Below are 22,313 nucleotides of genomic sequence, written 5' to 3' on the forward strand. Positions count from 1 at the left end.
CTGCACGGCGACCGAGTAGGTGCCCGGCGCGACGGTGAAGCTGTAGTTGCCGTTGGCGTCGGTGGTGGTGGTGCCAACGGGGTTGCCGGAGGCGTCCTTCAGCACCACGGTGACGCCGGCGATGCCGGCTTCACCAGCGTCTTGCACGCCGTTGCCGTTGGTGTCGTGCCAGACCTTGTCGCCCAGCGTGGCGAGGGAGCCGACGGGGACGTGGAAGGTGATGGTGTTCGGGGTCGGGTCGAGGTCGACGCCGCCGCAATCGGGATCGACGCCGCCGTTGTCGCGGACCTGGAAGACGAAACCGGCGTCACCGCCGACGCCGGACGGCGCGACATAGGTGAGCTTGCCGGCTTCGATGTCGGCCGCCATGATTTCCTGGCCGTTGGTCACGGCGACGCCGTTGAGCAGCAGGGTGCCGACGGAGGGAACGGCATTGACGACGACGGACTGGAAGGCGTCGCCATCGATGGGATCGGTGAAGCCAAAGTCGGCCAGACCCAGCACGTAGGTGTCGCCGTTGGCCACATTCACGGTCTCGTCGGCGCCGGAGGGGGCGTCATTGACCGGGGTGACATTGACCGTCAGGTCGAGGGTGAAGGTGTTGCCGGTGCTGTCGTAGCCCAGCACACGCACCATCTGGACGCCGTTGAAGTTCGGCAGGTAGCCGGCGTCGAGGGTGAAGGTGTCCTTATCCACGGCGGTGAAGAAGCCGGGACCGGAGACCAGGGTCCACTTGGCGCCATCGTAAACGTAGAGCTTGATCCGGGCGGGATCGGTCGCGGCATAGGTGGGATCGGCTTGCTTGAGCAGATCGAACAACTCGACGTTCTTACTCGTGTCCTCGCAGACATCGATAGTGGTTGAGTAACTCTTGTTTGACATGAACGACCTCCAGTTTTCTGTTTTGGATACCGCCAAGGTTGGAAGAAGCCCCTGGCGAGTCGAGAAAATCGGGGATCAAACTGCAAATTACGGGCCACTTTCCCATCGTTAAATGTCAAAAACACTAAATCCTGTTCATCTCAATAACTTATCCAATTCAGGCGCCATTTTTACCTCTGTAAAAAATCACAAACCACTAAGCGCTGTAAAAAAAACCGACAGAACGCTTTGAAAGAAAGGGTCGCAGGAAACCGGACGCAACATCGACCAGCCTCGCCACCAAGGCCCCCAAATGGGCTCACATCACTGTTTTAAAAGAATAAATAATGAATTTTCGGCATTCGAACAGTGCGTCTGGACACTATTTGCACGCTCGTTTCAAGCCCAAAAACGCCCTGAAAATCTCCGACAGGAACTATTCCACGCCAGCGAAGGGCCGCCTTCGGGCACGATTACCCGATATGTTTTTCTTATAAAGGCAGCGGTACGCGCGGCCTCTCGCACCCGTCAATGACATAAAATTGTCAAATCAAGTTAAACACCAAAAATCGACCAAGACATATTCATGAAAATTGTCACAAATAAATGAATGGCAATTTTGCAAAACGAATACTCGTGACTTTTTAACATTTGGCAGATGCACTGTTGTGGCACCATCCGTTTCCAGCCGCCGCGGAGCCCTATCACGGGCCTTCGCCTCCCCGGCGAACGCCTTACCCGAATCGGTGTGAAGACGTTCGATCCACGCAACCCGATGGCATCAAACTGAGCACCCTGCCCATGCGCGAGACACCCTCTTCCTCACCCGGCGCGGCTTCCGTCGACGGGGTCATCGATCAATTGCAGTTCCTGGCTCATTTCTTCGGAAAGCGGGCCGACCCGATGCAGTTGCTGGCCGACACCCCGGTGGTGGACGGCTGCATTACCGAGCCGCAGATCCTCGAGTGCGCCCGCCGCGGCGGGCTCAACCTGAGCCGCGCCAAGAAGCGCGTCGCGGATTTCAAGCCGTCGGAGTTGCCGGCGCTGGTCTTCGCCGCCGAAGGGGGCGAGCCGCTGGTGCTGCTTCGCAGGGACGGCGAGCAGTTCGAATGCGTGCAGTCGAACATCCAGGGCACGGTCAAGCTCGCTGTCGAGCAGATCGCGGCCGACTACCCGGGCCTCGCCTACTTCGTGCGGCCGATGGTGTTCTTCGACACCCGCAGCCTGCTCTACCACCTGCCGCGCCCGCGCCGCTGGTTCTGGGACACCCTGCTCGCCAACAAGCCGATCTACGGCTGGGCGCTGCTCGCGACCGTGCTCACCAACGTCTTCGCGGCGGTGATCCCGTTCTACACGATGTCGGTCTACGACCGCGTGGTGCCCAACAACGCGCTCGACAGCCTGTGGGTGCTGACCGGCGCGGTGGTCGTGGTGGCCTTGTTCGATCTGGTCATCAAGATGCTGCGCAGCTATCTGCTCGAAGCGGCGGCGCGCAAGGCCGACGTGGCCATGTCGTCCCACGTGTTCGCCCAGGCCCTGCGCCTGCGCGCGGCGTCGCGCCCGGCCTCGGGTGGGGTGCTCGCCAACATCGTGCGCGACTTCGAGTCGGTGCGTGAGTTCGTCACCTCGTCGACGCTCACCGTGCTGGGCGACGTGCCGTTCATGATCTTCTTCCTGGTGCTGATCGGGATCATCGGGCACTGGCTGGTGTTCGTGCCGCTGTTGCTGATTCCGGTCACCATCGCCGTCTCGTTCATGATCCGCCGCCCGCTCACCCGCATCCTCGGCGCCAACATGCAGGAGTCGGCCCAGCGCACCGCCCACCTGTTCGAGGTGATGAACGGTGTCGACACCATCAAGACCCTCGGCGCCGAGGCCTGGGCCCGCCGCCAGTGGGAAATGCTCACCGTCAAGATCTCCGAGAACTCGGTGTCGATGCGCGAATGGACCTCGTTCGGCACCTACGTCTCGCTGCTCGTCACCAACCTCGACTCGATCCTGCTGGTGATGTTCGGCGCCATGATGATCGGCGCCGGCGACCTGACCATGGGCCAGCTCATCGCCTGCTCGATGCTCGCCGCCCGCGCCATCACCCCGGCCACCCAGATCGCCGCGCTGGTGGTGCGCTACGAGCAGACCCGCCAGGCCATCGAGGCGCTGGACAAGATCATGGAATCGCCCACCGACGAGACCACCGACAGCCTGCACCTGCCGCGCATGTCGGGCCGCATCGACTTCCGCGACGCCCACTTCACCTACCCCAACGGCGCGCCGCTGCTCAAGGGCCTCAACCTCACCATCCGTCCGGGCGAGAAGGTCGGCTTCATCGGCCGCATCGGCTCCGGCAAGAGCACCCTGTTCAAGCTGCTGCTCAACCTCTACAGCCCCGACCAGGGCACCGTGATGGTGGACGGCATGGCGGTCAACCAGCTCGAACCCCAGAGCCTGCGCCGCCAGGTGGGCTACGTGCCGCAGGACGTGGTGCTGTTCCACGGCGACATCCGCGAGAACATCCTCCTCGGCAACGCCCAGGCCAGCGACGAACAGGTGCTCGACGCCCTGCGCCTGTCCTGCCTCGACGAGATCCTGGCGAACCTGCCCAACGGGCTCGGCACGCAGGTCGGCGAGCGCGGCGAACGTCTGTCCGGCGGCCAGCGTCAGGCGGTGTCGATTGCCCGCGCCCTCGTCCAGCAGCCGCGCATGCTGCTCCTCGACGAGCCGTCGAGCATGATGGACCCGGCCACCGAAGCCCGCCTCATCGAAAACCTGCGCAGCATCAAGGGCATCACGATGCTGCTGGTCACCCACCGGATGGCGATGCTGCCGCTGGTGGATCGTCTGGTCGTGCTCGACCAGGGCAAGGTCGTCCTCGACGGCCCCCGCAACGAAGTCCTCCGCAAACTGCAGGGCGTGCCGGCATCGACCGTCCCGCGGGAGTTCGCCGCATGAAAAACCCCTTCCAGTCCGCCCCGCCCCGTATCGAGGCCGAAGCCATCAGCAGTCAGCCGGATTTCGAGCGCGGCCCGCGCCGCGCCGCCCTGATCCTGCTCGGCACCACCGCCGTCTTCTTCGTGCTGCTGTTTGCCTGGATGAGCTTTGCCCGCCTCGACATCTCGGTCAATGCGATGGGCGCCGTCGTTCCGTCCAGCCGCGTCCAGCAGATCCAGAGCATGGAAGGCGGCATCCTGCAGACGCTCAACGTGCGCGAAGGCGCTGCCGTGAAGAAGGGCGACGTCCTCGCCATCGTCCAGAACCTGCAGTTCAACGCCGAGCAAGGCGAAGCGCAGCAAGGCCTGTGGGGCGCCCAGGCGTCCCTCGTGCGGCTCGAGGCCGAAGCGCGCAACGCGGCGCCCAGCTTCCCGGCCGAGCTCGAGAAGAACGCGCCCGACCTGGTTCGCGAACAGCGCAACCTGTGGCAGAGCCGGCGCCAGGAACGCGAGAACACCCTCGAAACCCTCGCCCGCCAGCTCGCCCAGCGTCAGCAGGAGCTGGCCGAAGCCCGCGCCCGCCACGCCGCCGCCAGCGAAGCCATCGGCCCGGCCCGCGAAGCCCTCGCCATCGAGGAGCGCCTCGCCGCCAACGGTGCCGGAGCCAAGGCCGACCTGCTGGCCGCCCAGCAACGCTACACCGGCCAGAAGGGCGAGATGGAAACCTCGCGCATCGCCATCGGCCGCATCCAGGCCTCGGTGGCCGAAGCCCAGGCCCGCCTGTCCGAAACCCGCGCCCGTTTCCTCACCGAGACCAGCAAGGAAAAGACCGAAGCCGAACTGCGTGCCGCCCAGCTCGGCGAACAGCTCACCGGCCGCAACGACCGCGTCGCCCGCCGCGAGATGCGCGCGCCGATGGACGGCATCGTCAATCGCGTGCTGGTGACCACGGTCGGCGGCGTCGTCAAGGCCGGCGAGACGATCATGGAAGTGGTTCCGGCCGAAGACCGGCTGCTCATCACCGCCAAGGTCAAGCCCGCCGACATCGCCTTCCTCAAGCCCGGCCAGGACGCCCGCATCCGCATCAGCGCCTACGATTCGTCGATCTTCGGCACCCTGCCCGGCAAGGTCGTGCGCGTCGGTGCCGACGTGGTGGTCGACAACGAGAAGAAGGAAACCTTCTTCGAAGTCCTCCTGGAAGCCCAGAAGAACTTCCTCGGCGACCCCTCCGAACACCTCACCATCTCCCCGGGCATGGCTGCCGACGCCAGCATTCATACCGGCAAGCGCACGATGATGGAATACATGCTAAAACCCATCGTCAAGACCCTCGACAAATCCCTGCGCGAACGCTGATGAGCCCGATCTCCCCCTCTGCCCGGCCCTGCCGCCCGACCCGTCTCACCCTGCTGATCGCGGCGGCCGGCATCGGCCTCGTCGCCGCCGGCCTGCACGCCGAACCGCTGCCGGCGGTCGTGGACAAGGTCCTCCTGCAGCAGCCCAGCGTGCGCTCGGCCCAGGCCCTGCTGCGCGCCGCCGACGCCCAGATCACCCAGGTCCGCTCCGACTTCCTGCCCAGCCTCGGCCTGACCTACCGCAACGCGGACTCCCGCGACGAAACCCAGGGCACGCCGATCAACCGCAACGTGCGACGCAGCGACGCCAACCTGCGCTGGAACGTCTTCAACGGCGCCACCGACACCAACCGGCTGCGCGCCGCCGGCTTCACCCGCGACGCCGCCGACGCCGACCTGGACAACGTGCTCGAGCAGGTTGCCTACGAGCTCACCGAGAACTACTCCGACGTGGTGCGCCTGCGCCAGCTCATGGCCAGCCTCCAGGCCACCATCGCCAGCCAGGAACGGGTCGAGGCCAACGTCGCCCACCGGGTGGACGCCGGCCGCATCTCGTCGGCCGAACTCGACCTGATGCGCGTGCGCCTGATCCAGAACCGCAACCTGCTCGGCCAGCTGCGCGCCCAGCTCGGCACCGCCGAATACCGCTACCGCCTGCTCACCGGCGAAGCCCCGACCAACCTCATCACCCCGTCGATCCAGCCGGCCGACACCGCGGTGGCCAGCGATGCCGCCATCGAAGCCCTCGTCGAGCGCATCCACGAACGCAACCCGCGCCTGCGCGCCGCCCTGCAGCGGGCCAACGCCCGCCAGGCCGACGTCGGCGCCGCCCGCGGCTTCTTCTTCCCGTCGGTCGACCTCAGCTACAGCAAGCGGCTCGACAACACCACCATCCCGATCCCGGTGTCCGACACCGACCGCGCCGCGCAGGTCCAGGTCAGCCTCGACATCCCCCTCGGCGGCAAGAACCTCGGCCGCCACACCGAAGCCGTCGAGCGCCACCAGGCCGCCCAGGCCGACGCCGACGACCTGCTGCTGAAGGTCTCCAAGGACATCACTGACCTCTACCGCCAGTACATCGAGGCCCGCCAGGTCGCGCCGCTGCTCGAACAGCGCGTCACGGCCGCCCAGCGCGTCGCCGCCGCCTACGAACTGCACTTCGACGCCGGCCGCCGCTCGCTCAACGACCTCTCCATCGCCCAGGGCGATCTTTTCGACGCCCAGCGCGGCCTCATCGAAAACCGCGCCCAGCAGACCACCCTGCAGGCCCAGCTGCTCGGCCTTGCCGGCGAACTGCGCACCGCGCTGCGCAGCCGCTACCGTCCGGCCCCGATCCCCCCCGAGCTGCTCGGCACCCAGTACGTGTCGCCGGCCCTCGTCGCCGCGCCCGTCCCCAGCGTCGAAGCCAGCCCTGCACCGCAGGTCGAACTGGCCCCCGCCAGCCCCGCCGTTCCGGCCGCCATCGACCCCGCGCTGCGCGCCCGCCTCGACGCCTGGCGCGCCGCCTGGGCCGCCCAGGACTTCGACGCCTACCGGGCCGCCTACGCCACCGACTTCCAGCCCGGCAAGGGCCGCAGCACCGCCGACTGGGAGAACGAGCGCCGTCAGCGCGTCACCCAGGCCAAGGCCCCGCGCATCCGGCTCGACAAGCTGGTGCTCGCCGACGGGGGTGCCGACCAGGCCAGCCTGCGCTTCGTCCAGCACTACAGCGCCGCCCAGTACCGCGACACCGTGCGCAAGCAGCTCGACTGGAAGAAGGTGGACGGCCAGTGGAAGATCGTCGGCGAAACGGTGCTCCCCGCCGCCCCGAAGGCCGAGTGAGTCCGGTCGGCGCGCCAGCGCCGGCCGTCGGTGCATTTTTGTCAGCACACCTGGCGGTTTGCTCCGGGAACGTCTAGTTTCAAGGCAGAAAGGCCTCGTCCACGGGGCCGCCCCGACCGGAGAGACGATGCGCCCGCGCGACCCCGCGCGGCGCCTTCACCGCCACGCCAGGAGCTGCCATGAAGCCGTCTCGTCCCCGCCTCGTTGCATGTGCCAGCCTGCTCGCCCTCGCCCTGCCGGGCGCCGCCCAGGCCGTCGCCATCAAGCTGACCGACGTCAGCCCCACCTACTTCGCCGAGGCCGCCAACTGCGTGGGCATCGGCGCCGTCGCCTACACCCACTGCACCAGCACCGCCCTGCTCGACGTCGCCACCTCGCTGGGGGGCAGCGACGCCAGCTTCAAGCAATCCTTCGACGCCTGGAACGCCGGCAACGCCGCAGCCAGCAAATGGAGCCTCAAGGACGGCGGCAAGCTGCCCGGCGGCAGCTTCCAGGTCAGCACCTTCGACGCCCTCGCCGAAGCCGGCAGCGGCGGCCTCGAGATCCAGATCGACTGGACCTACGCCGGCGCCGACAAGGGCGACTACTTCTGGGCGCAAGGCCTCTACGACAACTACTCGCCCAGCCTGGGCAAGATGATCGAGCCCATCTTCAAGATGGACGTGCTCAGCGGCAAGGACCTTGCCGCGCCGCTCTACCCCTTCAGCTACGACGAACGCTACTTCTACGACCAGCCGATGGGCTTCTGGCCCGGATCGTTCTTCGAAGCCACCGCTTTCGTCGCCCAGGCCGACTACACCACGCGCGTGCTCACCGTCTACGAGGGCGTGAGCTACGAATTCCACCTGGACATCCCCGAGCCATCGGGCACCACGCTCGCCCTGCTCGGCATCGGCGGCCTCGCCGCGCTGCGGCGCCGGCGCTGAAGTCCGTGCCCGACTACTGGACCGACTGGATCGCCACCTCGGCCGCCGCCGTCGTCGGCAGTATCGCCATGGGCAGCAGCGCCATCGGTGTGACCTACAGCGGCCCCTACGCCTTTGCCCAGACTTTCGGGCGGCACCAAGACTCTCCGGTTCAGCCAGCCCGTCCACAATCAAGCGCTGAGCCGCGCTACCGCCAGCGCAACAAAAAAGCAGCCTTCGGGCTGCTTTTTGCATGCATCGCGACGGCGGGCTGCGGCGCGTCAGAGCCCCAGTTCGCCCCACATCGCATCGATCCGCGCCTTCACCTCGGCGCTCATCTCGATGGCCCGGCCCCATTCCCGGTTCGTCTCGCCGGGCCACTTGTTGGTGGCGTCGAGCCCCATCTTCGAGCCGAGGCCCGCCACCGGGCTGGCAAAATCCAGGTAGTCGATGGGCGTGTTGTCCACCAGCGTGGTGTCGCGGGTGGCGTCCATGCGAGTGGTGAGGGCCCAGATCACCTCCTTCCAGTCGCGGATGTTCACGTCGTCGTCCACCACGATGATGAACTTGGTGTACATGAACTGGCGCAGGAAGCTCCAGATGCCGAACATCACCCGCTTGGCGTGGCCGGGGTACTGCTTCTTGATGCTCACCACCGCCAGCCGGTACGAGCAGCCCTCGGGGGGCAGGTAGAAATCGACGATCTCGGTGAACTGCTTCTGCAACAGCGGTACGAACACCTCGTTGAGGGCGAGCCCGAGCATCGCCGGCTCGTCGGGCGGCTTGCCGGTGTAGGTGCTGTGGTAGATCGGGTCGCGCCGACTGGTGATGCGCTCGATGGTGAACACCGGGAACTCGGCCTGCTCGTTGTAGTAGCCCGTGTGGTCGCCGTACGGCCCTTCGAGGGCCGTCTCACCGGGGTGGATCACCCCTTCGAGGACGATCTCGGCGGAGGCCGGCACCTGCAGGTCGGAACCCAGGCACTTCACCAGCTCGGTCTTGGCGCCGCGGAGCAGACCGGCGAACTGGTATTCCGACAGCGAATCGGGCACCGGGGTCACCGCGCCGAGGATGGTCGCCGGATCGCAACCCAGCACCACCGCCACCGGAAAGGGCTGGCCCGGGTGGGCCTTCTGGTGCTCCAGGTAATCGAGCGCGCCGCCCCGATGGGCCAGCCAGCGCATGATGACCTTGTTCGGCCCCAGCACCTGCTGGCGATAGATGCCCAGGTTCTGGCGGGTCTTGTGAGGCCCGCGGGTCACGACCAGGCCCCAGGTGATCAGTGGCGCCACGTCGCCCGGCCAGCAATGCTGGATCGGCAGGCTGCCGAGATCCACGTCGCGCCCTTCCTTGACCACCTGCTGGCACGGCGCCGACGACACCGTCTTGGGCGACATGTTGAGCACCTGCTTGAACACCGGCAGTTTCTCCCAGGCATCCTTGAGGCCCTTGGGCGGCTCCGGCTCCTTCAGGAAAGCGAGCAGGCGCCCCACCTCGCGCAGGGCGCCCTGCCAGTCGTCGCCGCTCTCGCCCATGCCCAGCGCCACCCGCTGGGGCGTCCCGAACAGGTTGGCGAGCACCGGCACGCCGTGGCCCTTGGGCCGCTCGAACAGAATCGCCGGACCGCCGGCGCGCAGCACCCGGTCACAGATCTCGGTCATCTCCAGGTGCGGATCGACGGGGATGCTGATCCGCTTGAGCTGGCCAAGACGTTCAAGCTGGGCGATGAAATCTCGCAGGTCGGTGTAGCGCATGGGAAACCTTCGGGAGTCGGATGTCGGGGAGCGGGAAAAGCGAACGGCCGCATCTGCGGCCGTTGCGGGGAGCGCGACGCCGGCGTCAGTCGAGCAAGGTGTTGATCGCGCGGATGTCCTCATCGCCGAGGGTGCCGGCGGCGGCCTTGAGCTTGAGCTGGGCCATCAGGGTGTCGTAGCGGGCCTTGGAAAGCTTCTGCAAGGTGTCGAAAAGCTGGCTCTGGGCGTTCAGCACGTCGATGTTGATGCGCACGCCCACGTCGTAGCCTAGCTTGTTGGCGTCGAGCGCCGAGCGGGACGACACCTGCGCGGCCTCGAAGGCCTTCACCTGCGCGAGCCCGCTGGTCACCCCGAGGTAGGCCTGGCGCGCATTCTGGGCGGCGGTGCGGCGGGCGTTGTCGAGGTCGGCGCTGGCCTTGTCGCGCAGGGCCGCGGCCTCCCGCACGCGGGAATTCACCGCGCCGCCCTGGAACAGCGGCATCGCCAGCTGAACGCCGACCACCGTCGCATCGGTATCGCTGCGGGCAAAATTGGCGAGCGGGTTGGAGACCGCGTTGTTGCCGTAGGACGCCACCAGATCGACCGTCGGGAGGTGGCCGGCGCGGTTGCGCTCTACTTCGCGGTCGGAAATCTCGCGGGCCACCTGGGCGGCCTGCACGGCATAGCTGCCGTTCTCGGCCGAGGCGACCCAGGCCTGCAGGTCGGCGGGTTCGGGGCGGCTCAGGGCGACGCCCTTGCGCAGGCCCTTCAGGGCGTCCGGCTCCTTGCCGGTGAGCACCAGCAGCGCGTGGCGCTTGACCGCCAGGTCGCTCTCGGCGGCGCTCACCTGAGCCGAGGCGAGATCGGCGCGGGACTGCGCCTCGTGGACGTCGGTGATCGTGACAGTGCCAACCTCGAAGCTCTTGCGGGCCAGCGCCAGTTGCTGGGTATTGGCCTCGTGCAGGGCCGATGCGGCGGCGAGGACGTCCTGGGCCACCAGCACGTCGAAGTAGGCCTGGGCCGCGCGCAGGGTCAAATCCTGTCGCGCCTGCTGGTACTGGGCTTCCGCCAGCGCAACCTGCATCTCGCCCTGCTTGTACTGGACCCAGTTCTGCCAGCGGAACAACGGCTGGGTGAGCTGGACCTGCCAGGCGTTGGCGTTGTAGCGCCGCGAGGCGCTGCCGGCGGCGGTATTCACGGTGGCGTCGTTCCAGCTGGAACTGCCGGTCAGATTAACAGCGGGCAGCAGGCCGGCGCGCCCCTGGGGCAACTTCTCGCGGCCCGCTTCGAGGGCGGCACGGGCACCGGCCAGCGCCGCGTCGTAGGACAGCGCGTCGCGGTAGACCTGTTCGAGATCCGCCCCCGCCGCGCCGAACGCCGTGAGGCTTGCCGCCACCGCTACCGCCATACGTCCTGCAACCCGTTTCATCGCGTTCTCCGTCAGTCGTTTCGCACGTCTCAGTACTGGGGCATGGTCGGATCGACCTGCTGCGCCCACTGGGCGACCCCGCCCGCGAGGTTGATCACCTCTCCGAGGCCCTGGCGCTCCAGGAACATCGCCACCTGCATGCTGCGGCCGCCGTGGTGGCAGATCACCACGATGTCGGTATCGGCGGGCAGTTCGTTCAGGCGGGCCGGCACGCTGGCCATCGGCATCGGCACCGAGCCGGGAATCGCACAGTAGGCGAATTCGGACGGCTCGCGGACATCGAGCAGGAAAGGCGCCGGGCGGGTTTCGTCCTGCAGCCATTCGGCCAGTTGCGGGGGCGTGATGTGCTTCATCGGATCGACGGGGTCAGAACTTGAAGTGGCTCTTCTGCGGCGCGTTGCGCATGGTCGGCACCAGGTTCTCGAACAGCGATTCGGTCTGGAACTTGCCTTCGGCCACGTGGGTGACGAGCTGGGCGGTCATCAGCGGGGCCTCGCCGACGAAGGCGAACAGACGGCCACCGACCTTGACCTGCTGCAGCAGGGTCTCGGGGATGAACGGCACACCGCCGGAAACGACGATCAGGTCGTAGGGGGCGTTACTGGCCCAGCCGCGAATGGCGTCGCCTTCCTCGACGATGACGTTCTCGACGCCGTAGCGCTTGAGGTTGTCGTGCGCCATGTTGACCAGCGCCGGTTCGATCTCGACGGTGCGCACCCACTCGGCCTTGGCGGCCAGCAGGGCGGCGAAGTAGCCGGAGCCGGCACCGATCTCGAGCACCTTGTCGGTGCGCTTGACCTGCACGGCCTGCAGCACCTTGCCCTCGATGACCGGCACCAGCATGCTGGCGCCGTGGCCGAGGGGAATCTGAGCCTCGGACAGGGCTAGCGACTTGTAGGCTTCCGGCACGAACTCCTCGCGGCGGACGCTCATCAGGACGTCGAGCACGCCGAAATCCAGCACCTCCCAGGGGCGGATCTGCTGCTCGACCATGTTGAACCGTGCTTGTTCGAAATTCATTGTGTGACTCCCCGATGAATATTAGCACGCGCTAATATTGATGATCCGCATAAAAACTTTCGGATTCTAACTTAGTTGTGTGCCGCGCTGTTCATCGGGCGCGCGCCGGACGCGGTACCAGGCGGCGTACAGGGCCGGCACGAAGAGCAGGGTCAGCAGCGTGGCGACGATCAGCCCGCCCATGATCGCCACCGCCATCGGCCCGAAGAACGCACTGCGGGTCAGCGGGATCATCGCCAGCACCGCCGCCGCCGCGGTCAGCGCGATGGGTCGCAGACGGCGCACCGCCGACTCGACGATGGCGTTCCAGATCGGCAGCCCGCGCTCCACGTCCTGCTCGATCTGATCCACCAGGATCACCGAGTTGCGCATGATCATGCCGAACAGCGCGATGGTGCCGAGCATCGCCACGAAGCCGAAAGGCTGGTTGAACAGCAGCAGGAACAGCACCACCCCGATCAGCCCCAGCGGCGCGGTGAGCACCACCATCGTGGTGCGCGAGAAGCTGCCGAGCTGGACCATCAGCACCGTCAGCACCACCGCCAGGAACAGCGGGAAGCCAGCATTGACCGAGTTCTGCCCCTTTGCGCTCTCCTCGACGGCGCCGCCGGTTTCGATGCGGTAGCCGGCCGGCAGTCGGGCGCGGATCGGTTCGAGCTGCGGCAGCACTTCGGCGGTGACGGTGGGCGCCTGGATGCCCGGCGCGTAGATCTGGCCGCGCACGGTGATGCTCGGCTCCCGGTTGCGGCGCCAGATCAGGCCCTGCTCGAAGGCATAGCCGACGGTGGCGATCTGGGTCAGCGGCACCGACTTGCCCGCCCGGGTGGGAATCGCCAGCTCGGCCACCAGCGACAGCTTGTCGCGCTCGAAGGCGTCGCCGCGCAGCACCACGTCGATGGACTCGATGCCTTCGCGGTAGCTCGTCGCCACCAGCCCGCGCTGGGAGCTGTTCAGGAAGTTGGCCACGTCCTGGGTGGACAGCCCCAGCAGGCGCGCCTTGTGCTGATCCACCTCGACGCGCAGCACCTTCGACTGCTCGTCCCAGTCGAGCTGCACGTCGGACAGGCTGGGATTGGCGCGCATCACGTCGGCCATCTCGGCGGCGTACTTGCGCACCGTCGGGATGTCCGGCCCGCTGATCCGGAACTGCACCGGAAAACCCACCGGCGGGCCGTTCTCGAGGCGTACGACGTTCGCCCGCAGGTTCGGGAAGTCGCGCCGGAACAGCTCGATCATCCGCTCCCGCAGCGCCTCGCGGGCCGGGATGTCGTCGGTCAGGATCACGAACTGGGCGAAGTTGGCGGCCGGCAGCTGCTGATCCAGCGGCAGGTAGAAGCGCGGGCTGCCGGTTCCCACGTAGGCCACGTAATTGGCGATCCCCTTCTCGGCGCTCAGCACGGCCTCGAGCTTCTCCACCTCGGCCTGGGTGGCGCGCAGGCTCGCCCCCTCGGGCAGCCGCAGGTCCACCAGCAGCTCGAGGCGCGTGGAATTGGGGAAGAACTGCTTCTGCACCAGCCCGAAGCCGACGATCGCCACGACGAAGATCGCCAGCGTGGTGCCGATCACCAGCCACCGCCGCGCCACGCAGGCATCGACCACGGCCCGGAAGCGGTTGTAGAACGGCGTGCGGAAGACCGCGTCCGGATCGCCCTCGATGTGCGGATCGCCCAGGCCGATGCGATCCTTGAAGGCGTCCAGGTGCGGGAAGCGCTTCGAGAACCAGCTCGGCTTCTTGGGCCCCCGCGGATCGGGCAGCAGCACGTAACCCAGATAGGGCACCACGATCACCGCCGCCAGCCACGAGGCCAGCAGCGCGATGGCGTTCACCTGGAAGATCGAGCGGGTGTACTCACCCGTGGACGACTGGGCGGTGGCGATCGGCAGGAAGCCCGCCACCGTCACCAGGGTGCCCGACAGCATCGGCCCGGCGGTGCTGGTGTAGGCGAAGGCCGCCGCCTTGCCCCGCTCCCAGCCCTGCTCCATCTTCACCAGCATCATCTCGACGGCGATGATCGCGTCGTCAACCAGCAGGCCCAGCGCCAGGATCAGCGCACCGAGCGAGATCTTGTGCAGCCCCACGTCGAACAAGCGCATCCCGAAGAAGGTGACCGCCAGCACCAGCGGGATCGACAGCGCCACCACCAGCCCGGTGCGCAGCCCCAGCGAGAAGAAGCACACCACCAGCACGATGATCACCGCCTCGGCCAGCGAATGGATGAACTCACTGATCGAGCGCTGCACCGCCTCCGGCTGGCTGGCCACCTCGACCAGCGTCATGCCCACCGGCAGCTCGGCCTGGATGCGCGCCGTGGTGGCCTTCAGATTCTCGCCCAGGGCGATGATGTCGCCGCCCTTCGCCATCGACACGCCGAGCCCCAGCGCGTCCTGCCCCTGGAAGCGGAAGCGCGGCGACGGCGGCTCGACGAAGCCGCGGCTCACCGTGGCGATGTCGCCGATGCGCAGCTCGCGCCCGCCGGCCCGCACCGTGGTGTCGCGGATCGCCTCGACGGTGTCGAAGGCGCCGCTCGGGCGCAGGTAGATGCGCTCGTCCCGGGTCTCGAAGTAGCCGCCTGGGACCACCGCGTTCTGCTGCGCCAGCGCGTTGGTCACCGTCTGCACGTCGAGCCCGAGGGTCGCGAGGCGGCTGTTCGACAAGGCCACGTAGATGCGCTGCTCCTGCTCCCCGATCAGCTCCACCTTGGCCACGTTGGGCACCCGCAGCAGCTCGGCACGGATGCGCTCGCTCTCGGCCTTGAGCTGCGCGTAATCGAAACCGTCGCCGGTCAACGCGTAGATGTTGCCGAACACGTCGCCGAACTCGTCGTTGAAATACGGCCCACGGATGCCCGCCGGCAGCGTCTGGCGGATGTCGCCGATCTTCTTGCGCACCTGGTAGAAGATGTCCGGCACGTCCCGCGACGGGGTCGAATCCTTCGCCACGAACAACACCACCGACTCGCCGGGCCTCGAATAGCTGCGCATGTAGTCCACGTTGGGCACTTCCTGCAGCTTCTTCTCCACCTTGTCGGTCAGCTGCGCCTCCACCTCCCGCGCCGAGGCGCCCGGCCACTCGGTGCGCACCACCATCACCTTGAAGGTGAAGGGCGGGTCCTCGGACTGGCCGAGCTTCTGGTAGGACACCACGCCGACGAAGGCCAGCATCACGATCAGGTAACGCACCAGCGGCTGATGCCGCAGCGCCCATTCGGAAAGGTTGAAGCGCATCGCTCAGCCCCCCGTGGCGGACGCCGCCGGCCGCGTCGACACCTGCGACTGCGGCTGCAGCAACTGGCCGGCCACGATCTTGTGCACACCCGCCACCGCGATGGTTTCGCCCGGCTGCACACCGCCGCCGAGCAGCACGCCGTCCTCGCGGTACTGACGCACCTCGACCTTGCGCAGCACCGGCTTCACCAGCGCGCCCTCCGCCTGCATCACCCACACCGCGCTGCCGCCCTGGTGCTCGAAAACGGCCGTCGCCGGCACCAGCAGAACGCCGGCCGCCGCCCCCTCGTCGGGCAGGATCACGTTGGCGGTCATGCCCAGCTGAACCGTCGGCCCCGGATCGACGATGGTGACGCGCACCGCGTAGGTGCGGGTCGCTGCATCGGCGCTGGGGGCGATCTCGCGCACCCGGCCGCGCATCGCCACGTCCGGCTCGGCCACCAGGCGCACCTCGATCCGCCCCGCCTTGCGCAGCGCCGCGATGCGGCTCTCGGGCACCGCGATCAGCACCTCGCGCTCGCCGTCGCGGGCCAGCTTCATCACCACCGCCGAATCCTTCACCACCTGGCCGACTTCGGCGCTCACCGCGGTAATCACCCCCGCCTGCTCCGCCACCAGGCTGGTGTAGCCCGCCTGGTTGCCCGCCACCGTCGCCTGGGCGCGGGCCTGCTCGACCCGCGCCGCCGCCGACTTGTAGGTGGTCTCCTTGGCATCGAGCACGCTGCGCGAGACGAAATTCTTCGCCACCAGATCGCGGTAGCGCTCCACCTCGGCTTTGGCGAAGGCGAGCTCGTTCTGCGCCGCCGCCAGCTGGGCGCGGGCCGCTTCGGCGTTGAGGCCGGCATCGCTCGGATCGAGCCGCGCCAGCACCTGGCCGGGCCTGACCACCGCCCCCACGTCCACCCGCCGCTCGACGATCTTGCCCGCGACGCGAAAGGCCAGGTCGGACTCGTAGCGCGCCCGCACCTCGCCGGAATACAGGGCCCCGGCCGTCACCGGCGTGAGGCCGAGCTTGCGGATCAGCACCGGGCGGGGCGCCTCGGCCACCGGCGCCGGTTTCGAGCAGGCGCACAGCAGCACCACGGCCAGCGCGACGAGGATCGGGTTTCGTTTCATGAGCGGTCTTCCTGCGCAGGCGCGGCCAGCAGGCCGCGGAAAAGGATGTCGAAATAGGTGTCGAAGTAATCGTCGGACAGCGTCGGCGGCGCATCGCAGCCAGCCATCGAGCACCGCCACACCGACTGCATCAGCAGCGGGTAAAAGACCAGCTGGCGCAAGGTTTCCACCGTGCCGGGGCGGAACACCCCCTGGGCAATGCCTTCGGCGATCACCCCGCTCAGCACCGCGCTCCAGCGGCCGATCACCGCCTCGTTGAAATAGGCCGCCACCTCCGGAAAGTTGCGCGCCTCGGCCAGCATCAGCTTGCAGGTGCCCGCCAGCGGCGTTGCGCCGACCTGACGCCACCAATTGACGAGCAGTTCGCGCAGCAGCCGGGCGGGGTCGTGGCGCTGCGCCGCGAGGCGGGCCTCGACCTCGTCGAACAAGGGCAGCACCGAGTGCTCGATGACCGCGCGGAACAACGCCTCCTTGCTGTCGAAGTACAGGTACAGCGTGCCCTTCGAGACGCCCGCGCGACGGGCCACATCGTCGAGTCGGGTGGCCGCGAAGCCCTTTTCGACGAACAACGCGAGCGCCGCCTCGGCCAGCTCGGCCGGACGCGCCTCCTTGCGGCGACGCCGCAACGACGGGGATTCAGAAATAGGGCACATGACGAAACTGACTGACTGGTCAGTAATAATTTAAGCGAGCCCGCCCCCCGTGTAAAGGCGCCCCGCCCGGCCCGCGATCCCCGCCCGGCCATTCGGCCAGCCCCGCGCGACACCCGGAGCGCGCCCACACACTGTTCGAGCCCACACAGCAATCACGTCTTTGCAGGCAGATCGTTTGCCATGTCAAAACAATAAGCTCGGCAAATCGTCGAATCGGCGCGAGAAGCCCCAATCGAAACACCAACGACCGTTAAAATGTCACAAGTTGAAAATTTAATAAGTTGACATAAATAAATTTTTAACCTGCGTTAATCTCCTTCAACGACGTTACTGCCTGGAGCCATCATGCCCAACCCCCAACAGCATGGCACGCCCCCGCAGCCCGGCCGCCGCGATTTTCTGCTGGCGAGCGCCGGCGCAGCCCTTCTCGCCCTGGGCGGCCTGCCGCAGCGTGCCCACGCCGCCGCACCGCGCCACGCCTTGCCCGAGCTGCCCTACGCCCTCGACGCGCTCGCCCCGACCCTCTCGGCGAACACCCTGGGCTACCACTACGGCAAGCACCACAAAGCCTACCTCGACAACCTCAACCGCCTCATCGACGGCACCGAACTCACCGCGCTGAGCCTCGACCAGCTCGTGGTCGCCACCGCCGGCAAGGCCGCTCAGAGCGCGGTGTTCAACAACGCCGCCCAGGTCTGGAACCACAACTTCTACTGGAAGAGCCTGCGGCCGCAAGGCGGCGGCGAACCGCCCGCCGAACTGCGTCGGCGCATCGAAGCCTCGTTCGACAGCGTCGCCGCCTGCCGCAAGGAGCTCGCCGCCGCCGCCGTGGCCCAGTTCGGCAGCGGCTGGGCCTGGCTGGTGGCCGACGGCGAGCGCCTCAAGGTGGTCAAGACCGGCAACGCCGACACCCCGCTCAGCGCCGGCCTCAAGCCGCTGCTCGCCCTCGACGTCTGGGAGCACGCCTACTACCTCGATTACCAGAACCGCCGGGCCGACTACGCCAACGCGGTGATCGACAAGCTGATCGACTGGGACTTCGCGCTGCGCAACCTCGGCTGAGCCTCCCCCGGGCACGTCATCGATCGGTCACACCGCCTCCTTCCGTCCGACGATGACGCTCCCGACCCTCATTTTTGGCGCCTTCGACCGCCACAATTTCGGCGACCTGCTGTTTCCCCACGTGGCCGCCGCCCTGCTTCCCGAGCGACGCCTGATCTTCGCCGGCCTGGCCGAGCGCGACATGCGCCCGTGGGGCGGCCATCCGGTGCACGCCATCGCCCAGCTCGCCGGGCAATGGGGCGACCAGGCGATCCGGCTGCTCCACGCGGGGGGCGAGCTCCTCACCTGCAACGCCTGGGACGCCGCGCTGATGCTCCAGCCGCCGGCCGCCGCCCAGGTCATCATCGACCGCCTCGACACCCGCCCCTCGGCCAAGCAGGCCTGGACCGAGGGCATCCTCGGGCTGCCCGCCCGCGCGCCCTACTGCGTCTCGCCGCGCCTGTTTCCCCACGCCCAGCGCATCGTCTATTGCGCGGTCGGCGGCGTCGAGCTCGCCGAGAGCCCCGACGCCCTGCGCGACGAAGTCATCGACGACCTGCGCGCCGCCAACGCCGTGGGCGTACGCGACCGTCTCACCCTCGCCCACCTGCGGGCCGCCGGCCTCACCGCCCGCCTGATGCCCGATCCTGCGGTCATGGTCGCCGAACTCTTCGGCCCCAGCATTGCCGCCCACGCCAGCCGCGGCGAACTCGCCGACATCCGCAGCGGCTTCCCCGACGGCTACCTCGCCGTACAACTGAGCGCCGACTTCGGCGACGACGCCACCCTCGCCGCGGTCGCCGACCAGCTCGACCGCGCCGCCGCCGCGAACGGCTTCGGCATCGCCCTGTTCCGCGCCGGCGCCGCCCCGTGGCACGACGATCTGGACTGCCTGCAGCGCCTCGCCGCCCGCCTGCGCACCCGGCCGCTCGCCCTCCTCGACAGCCTTCACCTGTGGGACATCTGCGCCCTCGTCGCCCACAGCCGCGCGTACTGCGGCAGCAGCCTGCACGGACGCATCGTCGCGATGGCCTTCGGCCTGCCGCGGATCAGCCTGCTCCATCCCCGCCAGGCCGGCCATCCCACCAAACAGGCCGCCTTCGCCGCCACCTGGGAGCCGCCCGGCCACCCCGGCGCGGTACATGTGGCCGATATCGCCGGCAGCCTCGCCCGCGCCCTCGCCACCGATCCCGCCCAGCGCCGTCACACTGCCCACGAGATGGCCGCCCTCTACCGCCAGAGCTTCAGCGCGCTCAACCCCTGAGCGTGCGCCCATGGCGCCGGCCGCCCGATTCGGCGATCATCGTGTCGCATGACGGGAGGCATGGCATGACCCACTTTTTCATCAGTTACTCGGCCGCCGACGGCGGGCCCTTCGCCCTCAAGCTCACCACCGAACTCGAATCCGGCCCGCCTGCGATCCCGGTCTGGTTCGACAAGCGCCGCCTCAACGCCGCCGACGGCGACTGGGACGACCAGCTCGACCAGGCCATCATGGGCAGCAAAGGCCTGCTCTTCGTCATCACCGCCGACAGCGTGCGCACCGGCTCCGTCTGCAAGAACGAATGGGGCAGCGCCCTCGGTTACAAGAAGCCGATCATCCCGCTGCGCCTGCACGCCGACGCCCCCATCCCGCTGCGCCTCAACGCCCGCGAATACATCGACTTCAGCGGCGACTTCGACGCGGCCCTGGCGCGGCTGCGCAAGCACCTCGCCTGGATGGACTCGCCCGAAGGCCACCTGCGCGCACTCCAGCACCGCCTCGAAGACGCCGAGCGCCAGCGCCCCCGCGTGCCCGCCGAGCGCCGCGCCCTGGTGGACGCCGACATCGCCGAGCTGCGCCGCCAGATCGCCAGTCAGCAAGCCGTCGTCGCCGACCCGGAAGGTGCCCGCCAGCGCGTACAGCGCAGCATCGACGCCGGCCTCGAGAACGAACGCCGCCCCACCACGCCGCCCCACGGCACCCGCCCCGGAAAGTTCATCAACCCACCGCCCCTGATCGCCCCCGGCTGGTTCCAGAACCGCCAGGCCGAGACCCGCCAGATCGCCGATTTCCTGGCCGACGACGCCCTGCGCATGATGTGCGTCGTTGGCCGCGGCGGCATCGGCAAGTCGGCGCTGGTCTGCCGGCTCTTGCGCGCCCTCGAAAGCGGCCGGCTGCCCGACGACGGCGGCCCTCTGGCGGTGGACGGCATCGTCTATCTCAGCGCCGCCCGCGCCTGCCACCGCCCCTGCCTGCCCGACCTCTACGAGGGCCTGCGCCGGCTCCTGCCCGACGACATAGGACGCCCCCTCGACGCCCTCTACAAGGCTCCCCAGACCTCACCCGGCGCGATGGCCGAAGCCCTTGCCGCCGCCTTCCCCGACGGACGCACGGTGGTGCTCCTCGACAACTTCGAAGACCTCCTCGACATGGCCGACGGCGCCGTCCTGGACGCCGAACTCGACGAAACCCTGCGCGCCCTGCTCCTCGCCCCGCCCCACGGCCTCAAGCTGATCCTCACCACCCGCCGGGCGCCGGGCCCACTGGCGCAGGTGCAGCCCGGCCTGTTCCGCCGCCTCGACCTCGACACCGGCCTCGCGCACCCCTACGCCGAAAACATCCTGCGGGCCATGGACGCCGACGGCAAGGTCGGCCTGCGCGACGCGCCCGACGCGCTGCTGGCCGAGGCCCGCGTGCGCACCCTCGGCTACCCGCGCGCCCTTGAACACCTGTTCGGCATCCTCTCCGCCGACCGCGACACCCGCCTGCAGGACATCCTCGACAAGACCCGCCGCTACCTGCCCGAGCAGGTCGTCACCGTGCTGGTGGGCGAAGCCTTCGGCCGCCTCGACGCCCTCGCCCAGCAAGTCATGCAGGCGCTCGCCAGCTGCCGCTACCCGGTGCCGCCGGCCGCCATCGACTACCTGCTGCACCCCCACGTGCCCGGCATCGACAGCGCACCGGTGCTCGCCCGGCTCTACAACATGCAGTTCGTGCGACGGGACGCCGGCCGCTACCACCTCCATCAGGTAGACCGGGACTACGCCCTCGAGCGCCTCGCCCCCGGCAGCGCCGCCGACCGCGCCGGCGAGCCCCCGCCGCTCACCCGCTTCGGCCTGCGCCACCGCGCCGCCGAGTGGTTCAAGCTGTCCCGCAAGCCGCGCGACGCCTGGAAAAGCCTCGACGATCTGGCCGCCCAGCTGGCCGAGTTCGACCTGCGCTGCGAAGGCGAGGACTACGAAACCGCCACCGCCCTGCTCGCCGAATTCGACTTCGACCACCTCTTCCTGTGGGGCCACTACCGCCTGATGGCCGAACTCCACGAACGCCTCCAGGGCCACATCGCCGACCCCACCCTCGCGCTCGGCAGCGTCGGCAACCTGGGTGCCGCCTACAACCGCATGGGGCTGCTCGACAAAGCCACCACCTGCTACGAGCGCGCCCTCGCGCTGGCCCGCGACCACGGCATCCGCTGGGCCGAAGGCACGGCCCTCGGCAACCTGTCGGTGTGCGTCTCGGGCCTCGGCCGCTTCGCCGACGCCATCGCGCACATCGAACACGCCCTGACGATCCACCGCGAGGTCGGCGACCGGCAGGGCGAAGCCAACGACCTGGGCAATCTGGGCAACCAGTCTGCCCACATCGGGCAGATCGATCGGGCCATCGCGCTGCACGAGCAGGCCCTCGCCCTCGACCGCGAGTGCGCGAGCCTGGCCGGCGAGGCCTCCGACCTGTGCAACATCGGCAACCGCCGGCGCGAACTGGGTCAGCACGCCGCCGCCCACGACGCCTACATCGCCGGGCTGAAGATCGCCGCGGGAATCGGCTTCCGGCTCGTCGAAGGCGGCGCCAACCTGTGCCTGGGCGAGCTTGCCCTCGACGCGCGCCAATGGGGCGCCGCGCTCGACCACTTCGCCCTCGCCATCGAAACCGGCGACGCGCTCGGCAGCGCCGAGATGTCCCAGCTCGGCCGCATCGGCCTGGCCCTCACCCGCCTGCTCGACGACGACCCCACCGGCGCGCACGACGCCATCGAACAGGCCAGTCGCTTCGACTACCCGCTCTCCAACCCGCAGGTCCAGGCGATCCGCGGCCTCGTCGCGCTGCGCCGGGGCGCCCCCGGGGACGCGCGCGACGCCTTCGCCGGCGCCGCCGAACGGGCCGCGCAACTGATCGAACGCAGCGCCGACAACTACGCCGCCCAGGACATCCTCGGCCTCGCCGCCAGCGGACTCGCCCTCGAC

The 22,313-nt window shown here is 68.3% G+C and carries 15 protein-coding genes; 7 read left to right on the forward strand and 8 right to left on the reverse strand.

What is annotated here, in order from left to right:
- Positions 1 to 882, reverse strand: an 882-nt coding sequence (locus tag ACE3P2_RS19020; RefSeq protein ID WP_374267406.1) for an SdrD B-like domain-containing protein, incomplete at its 3' end; no start/stop codon positions are given.
- Between the two features lie 780 nt (positions 883 to 1,662).
- Here ACE3P2_RS19020 and ACE3P2_RS19025 point away from each other — a divergent pair.
- The 4 genes from ACE3P2_RS19025 to ACE3P2_RS19040 all read left to right on the forward strand — a co-directional run bounded on the left by ACE3P2_RS19025 (position 1,663) and on the right by ACE3P2_RS19040 (position 7,890).
- Positions 1,663 to 3,810 carry a type I secretion system permease/ATPase gene (locus ACE3P2_RS19025; protein ID WP_374267408.1) on the forward strand — a complete coding sequence of 716 codons (2,148 nt, stop codon included), beginning with the start codon at positions 1,663 to 1,665 and terminating at the stop codon, positions 3,808 to 3,810.
- Positions 3,807 to 5,144: an HlyD family type I secretion periplasmic adaptor subunit gene (locus tag ACE3P2_RS19030; RefSeq protein ID WP_374267410.1), complete on the forward strand. Its 1,338-nt coding sequence runs from the start codon at positions 3,807 to 3,809 to the stop codon at positions 5,142 to 5,144. Before ACE3P2_RS19025 ends, ACE3P2_RS19030 begins: the two co-directional genes overlap by 4 nt.
- Entirely contained in the window at positions 5,144 to 6,964 is a 1,821-nt protein-coding gene (locus ACE3P2_RS19035) for a TolC family protein (protein ID WP_374267412.1), read from the forward strand. The genes ACE3P2_RS19030 and ACE3P2_RS19035 overlap by 1 nt, the downstream gene beginning before the upstream one ends.
- Positions 6,965 to 7,143: 179 nt before the next feature.
- Positions 7,144 to 7,890: a PEP-CTERM sorting domain-containing protein gene (locus ACE3P2_RS19040; RefSeq protein WP_374267414.1), complete on the forward strand. Its 747-nt coding sequence runs from the start codon at positions 7,144 to 7,146 to the stop codon at positions 7,888 to 7,890.
- 260 nt (positions 7,891 to 8,150) lie between these two features.
- On the opposite strand, the gene ubiD is transcribed toward ACE3P2_RS19040, so the two are convergent.
- The 7 genes from ubiD to ACE3P2_RS19075 all read right to left on the reverse strand — a co-directional run bounded on the left by ubiD (position 8,151) and on the right by ACE3P2_RS19075 (position 17,045).
- Entirely contained in the window at positions 8,151 to 9,623 is a 1,473-nt protein-coding gene (gene ubiD, locus ACE3P2_RS19045; protein WP_374267416.1) for a 4-hydroxy-3-polyprenylbenzoate decarboxylase, read from the reverse strand.
- Between the two features lie 85 nt (positions 9,624 to 9,708).
- Positions 9,709 to 11,031, reverse strand: a complete 1,323-nt coding sequence (locus tag ACE3P2_RS19050) for a TolC family outer membrane protein (protein WP_374267418.1) — start codon at positions 11,029 to 11,031, stop codon at positions 9,709 to 9,711.
- A gap of 29 nt (positions 11,032 to 11,060) precedes the next feature.
- Positions 11,061 to 11,384 carry a rhodanese-like domain-containing protein gene (locus tag ACE3P2_RS19055; RefSeq protein ID WP_374267420.1) on the reverse strand — a complete coding sequence of 108 codons (324 nt, stop codon included), beginning with the start codon at positions 11,382 to 11,384 and terminating at the stop codon, positions 11,061 to 11,063.
- A 13-nt stretch (positions 11,385 to 11,397) separates the two neighbouring features.
- On the reverse strand, positions 11,398 to 12,051 hold the full coding sequence (locus ACE3P2_RS19060; RefSeq protein WP_374267422.1) for a protein-L-isoaspartate O-methyltransferase: 654 nt from the start codon (positions 12,049 to 12,051) through the stop codon (positions 11,398 to 11,400).
- A 66-nt stretch (positions 12,052 to 12,117) separates the two neighbouring features.
- Positions 12,118 to 15,276: an efflux RND transporter permease subunit gene (locus tag ACE3P2_RS19065; RefSeq protein WP_374267424.1), complete on the reverse strand. Its 3,159-nt coding sequence runs from the start codon at positions 15,274 to 15,276 to the stop codon at positions 12,118 to 12,120.
- 3 nt (positions 15,277 to 15,279) lie between these two features.
- Positions 15,280 to 16,392, reverse strand: a complete 1,113-nt coding sequence (locus ACE3P2_RS19070) for an efflux RND transporter periplasmic adaptor subunit (RefSeq protein ID WP_374267426.1) — start codon at positions 16,390 to 16,392, stop codon at positions 15,280 to 15,282.
- Positions 16,389 to 17,045: a TetR/AcrR family transcriptional regulator gene (locus tag ACE3P2_RS19075; RefSeq protein WP_374267427.1), complete on the reverse strand. Its 657-nt coding sequence runs from the start codon at positions 17,043 to 17,045 to the stop codon at positions 16,389 to 16,391. The genes ACE3P2_RS19070 and ACE3P2_RS19075 overlap by 4 nt, the downstream gene beginning before the upstream one ends.
- Positions 17,046 to 17,390: 345 nt before the next feature.
- On the opposite strand from ACE3P2_RS19075, the gene ACE3P2_RS19080 reads away from it, so the two are divergent.
- The 3 genes from ACE3P2_RS19080 to ACE3P2_RS19090 form a co-directional block, all read left to right on the forward strand.
- A complete protein-coding gene (locus ACE3P2_RS19080; protein ID WP_374267428.1) occupies positions 17,391 to 18,107 on the forward strand; it encodes a superoxide dismutase in 717 nt (238 codons plus the stop codon).
- Between the two features lie 52 nt (positions 18,108 to 18,159).
- Positions 18,160 to 19,350 carry a polysaccharide pyruvyl transferase family protein gene (locus ACE3P2_RS19085; protein WP_374267430.1) on the forward strand — a complete coding sequence of 397 codons (1,191 nt, stop codon included), beginning with the start codon at positions 18,160 to 18,162 and terminating at the stop codon, positions 19,348 to 19,350.
- A 65-nt stretch (positions 19,351 to 19,415) separates the two neighbouring features.
- A partial coding sequence (locus ACE3P2_RS19090) for a TIR domain-containing protein (RefSeq protein WP_374267432.1) occupies positions 19,416 to 22,313 on the forward strand: 2,898 nt, incomplete at its 3' end.

Source organism: Zoogloea sp. (assembly GCF_041911615.1).
Lineage (GTDB): Bacteria > Pseudomonadota > Gammaproteobacteria > Burkholderiales > Rhodocyclaceae > Zoogloea.

Bases quoted from the DNA above. Each gene is read 5' to 3' on its own strand.
- ACE3P2_RS19060 (WP_374267422.1), bottom strand. From the start codon at position 12,051: ATGAATTTCGAACAAGCACGGTTCAACATGGTCGAGCAGCAGATCCGC.
- ACE3P2_RS19025 (WP_374267408.1), top strand. From the start codon at position 1,663: ATGCGCGAGACACCCTCTTCCTCACCCGGCGCGGCTTCCGTCGACGGG.
- ACE3P2_RS19055 (WP_374267420.1), bottom strand. From the start codon at position 11,384: ATGAAGCACATCACGCCCCCGCAACTGGCCGAATGGCTGCAGGACGAA.
- ACE3P2_RS19050 (WP_374267418.1), bottom strand. From the start codon at position 11,031: ATGAAACGGGTTGCAGGACGTATGGCGGTAGCGGTGGCGGCAAGCCTC.
- ACE3P2_RS19080 (WP_374267428.1), top strand. From the start codon at position 17,391: ATGCCCAACCCCCAACAGCATGGCACGCCCCCGCAGCCCGGCCGCCGC.
- ACE3P2_RS19030 (WP_374267410.1), top strand. From the start codon at position 3,807: ATGAAAAACCCCTTCCAGTCCGCCCCGCCCCGTATCGAGGCCGAAGCC.
- ACE3P2_RS19070 (WP_374267426.1), bottom strand. From the start codon at position 16,392: ATGAAACGAAACCCGATCCTCGTCGCGCTGGCCGTGGTGCTGCTGTGC.
- ACE3P2_RS19035 (WP_374267412.1), top strand. From the start codon at position 5,144: ATGAGCCCGATCTCCCCCTCTGCCCGGCCCTGCCGCCCGACCCGTCTC.
- ACE3P2_RS19075 (WP_374267427.1), bottom strand. From the start codon at position 17,045: ATGTGCCCTATTTCTGAATCCCCGTCGTTGCGGCGTCGCCGCAAGGAG.
- ACE3P2_RS19065 (WP_374267424.1), bottom strand. From the start codon at position 15,276: ATGCGCTTCAACCTTTCCGAATGGGCGCTGCGGCATCAGCCGCTGGTG.
- ACE3P2_RS19085 (WP_374267430.1), top strand. From the start codon at position 18,160: ATGACGCTCCCGACCCTCATTTTTGGCGCCTTCGACCGCCACAATTTC.
- ACE3P2_RS19040 (WP_374267414.1), top strand. From the start codon at position 7,144: ATGAAGCCGTCTCGTCCCCGCCTCGTTGCATGTGCCAGCCTGCTCGCC.
- ubiD (WP_374267416.1), bottom strand. From the start codon at position 9,623: ATGCGCTACACCGACCTGCGAGATTTCATCGCCCAGCTTGAACGTCTT.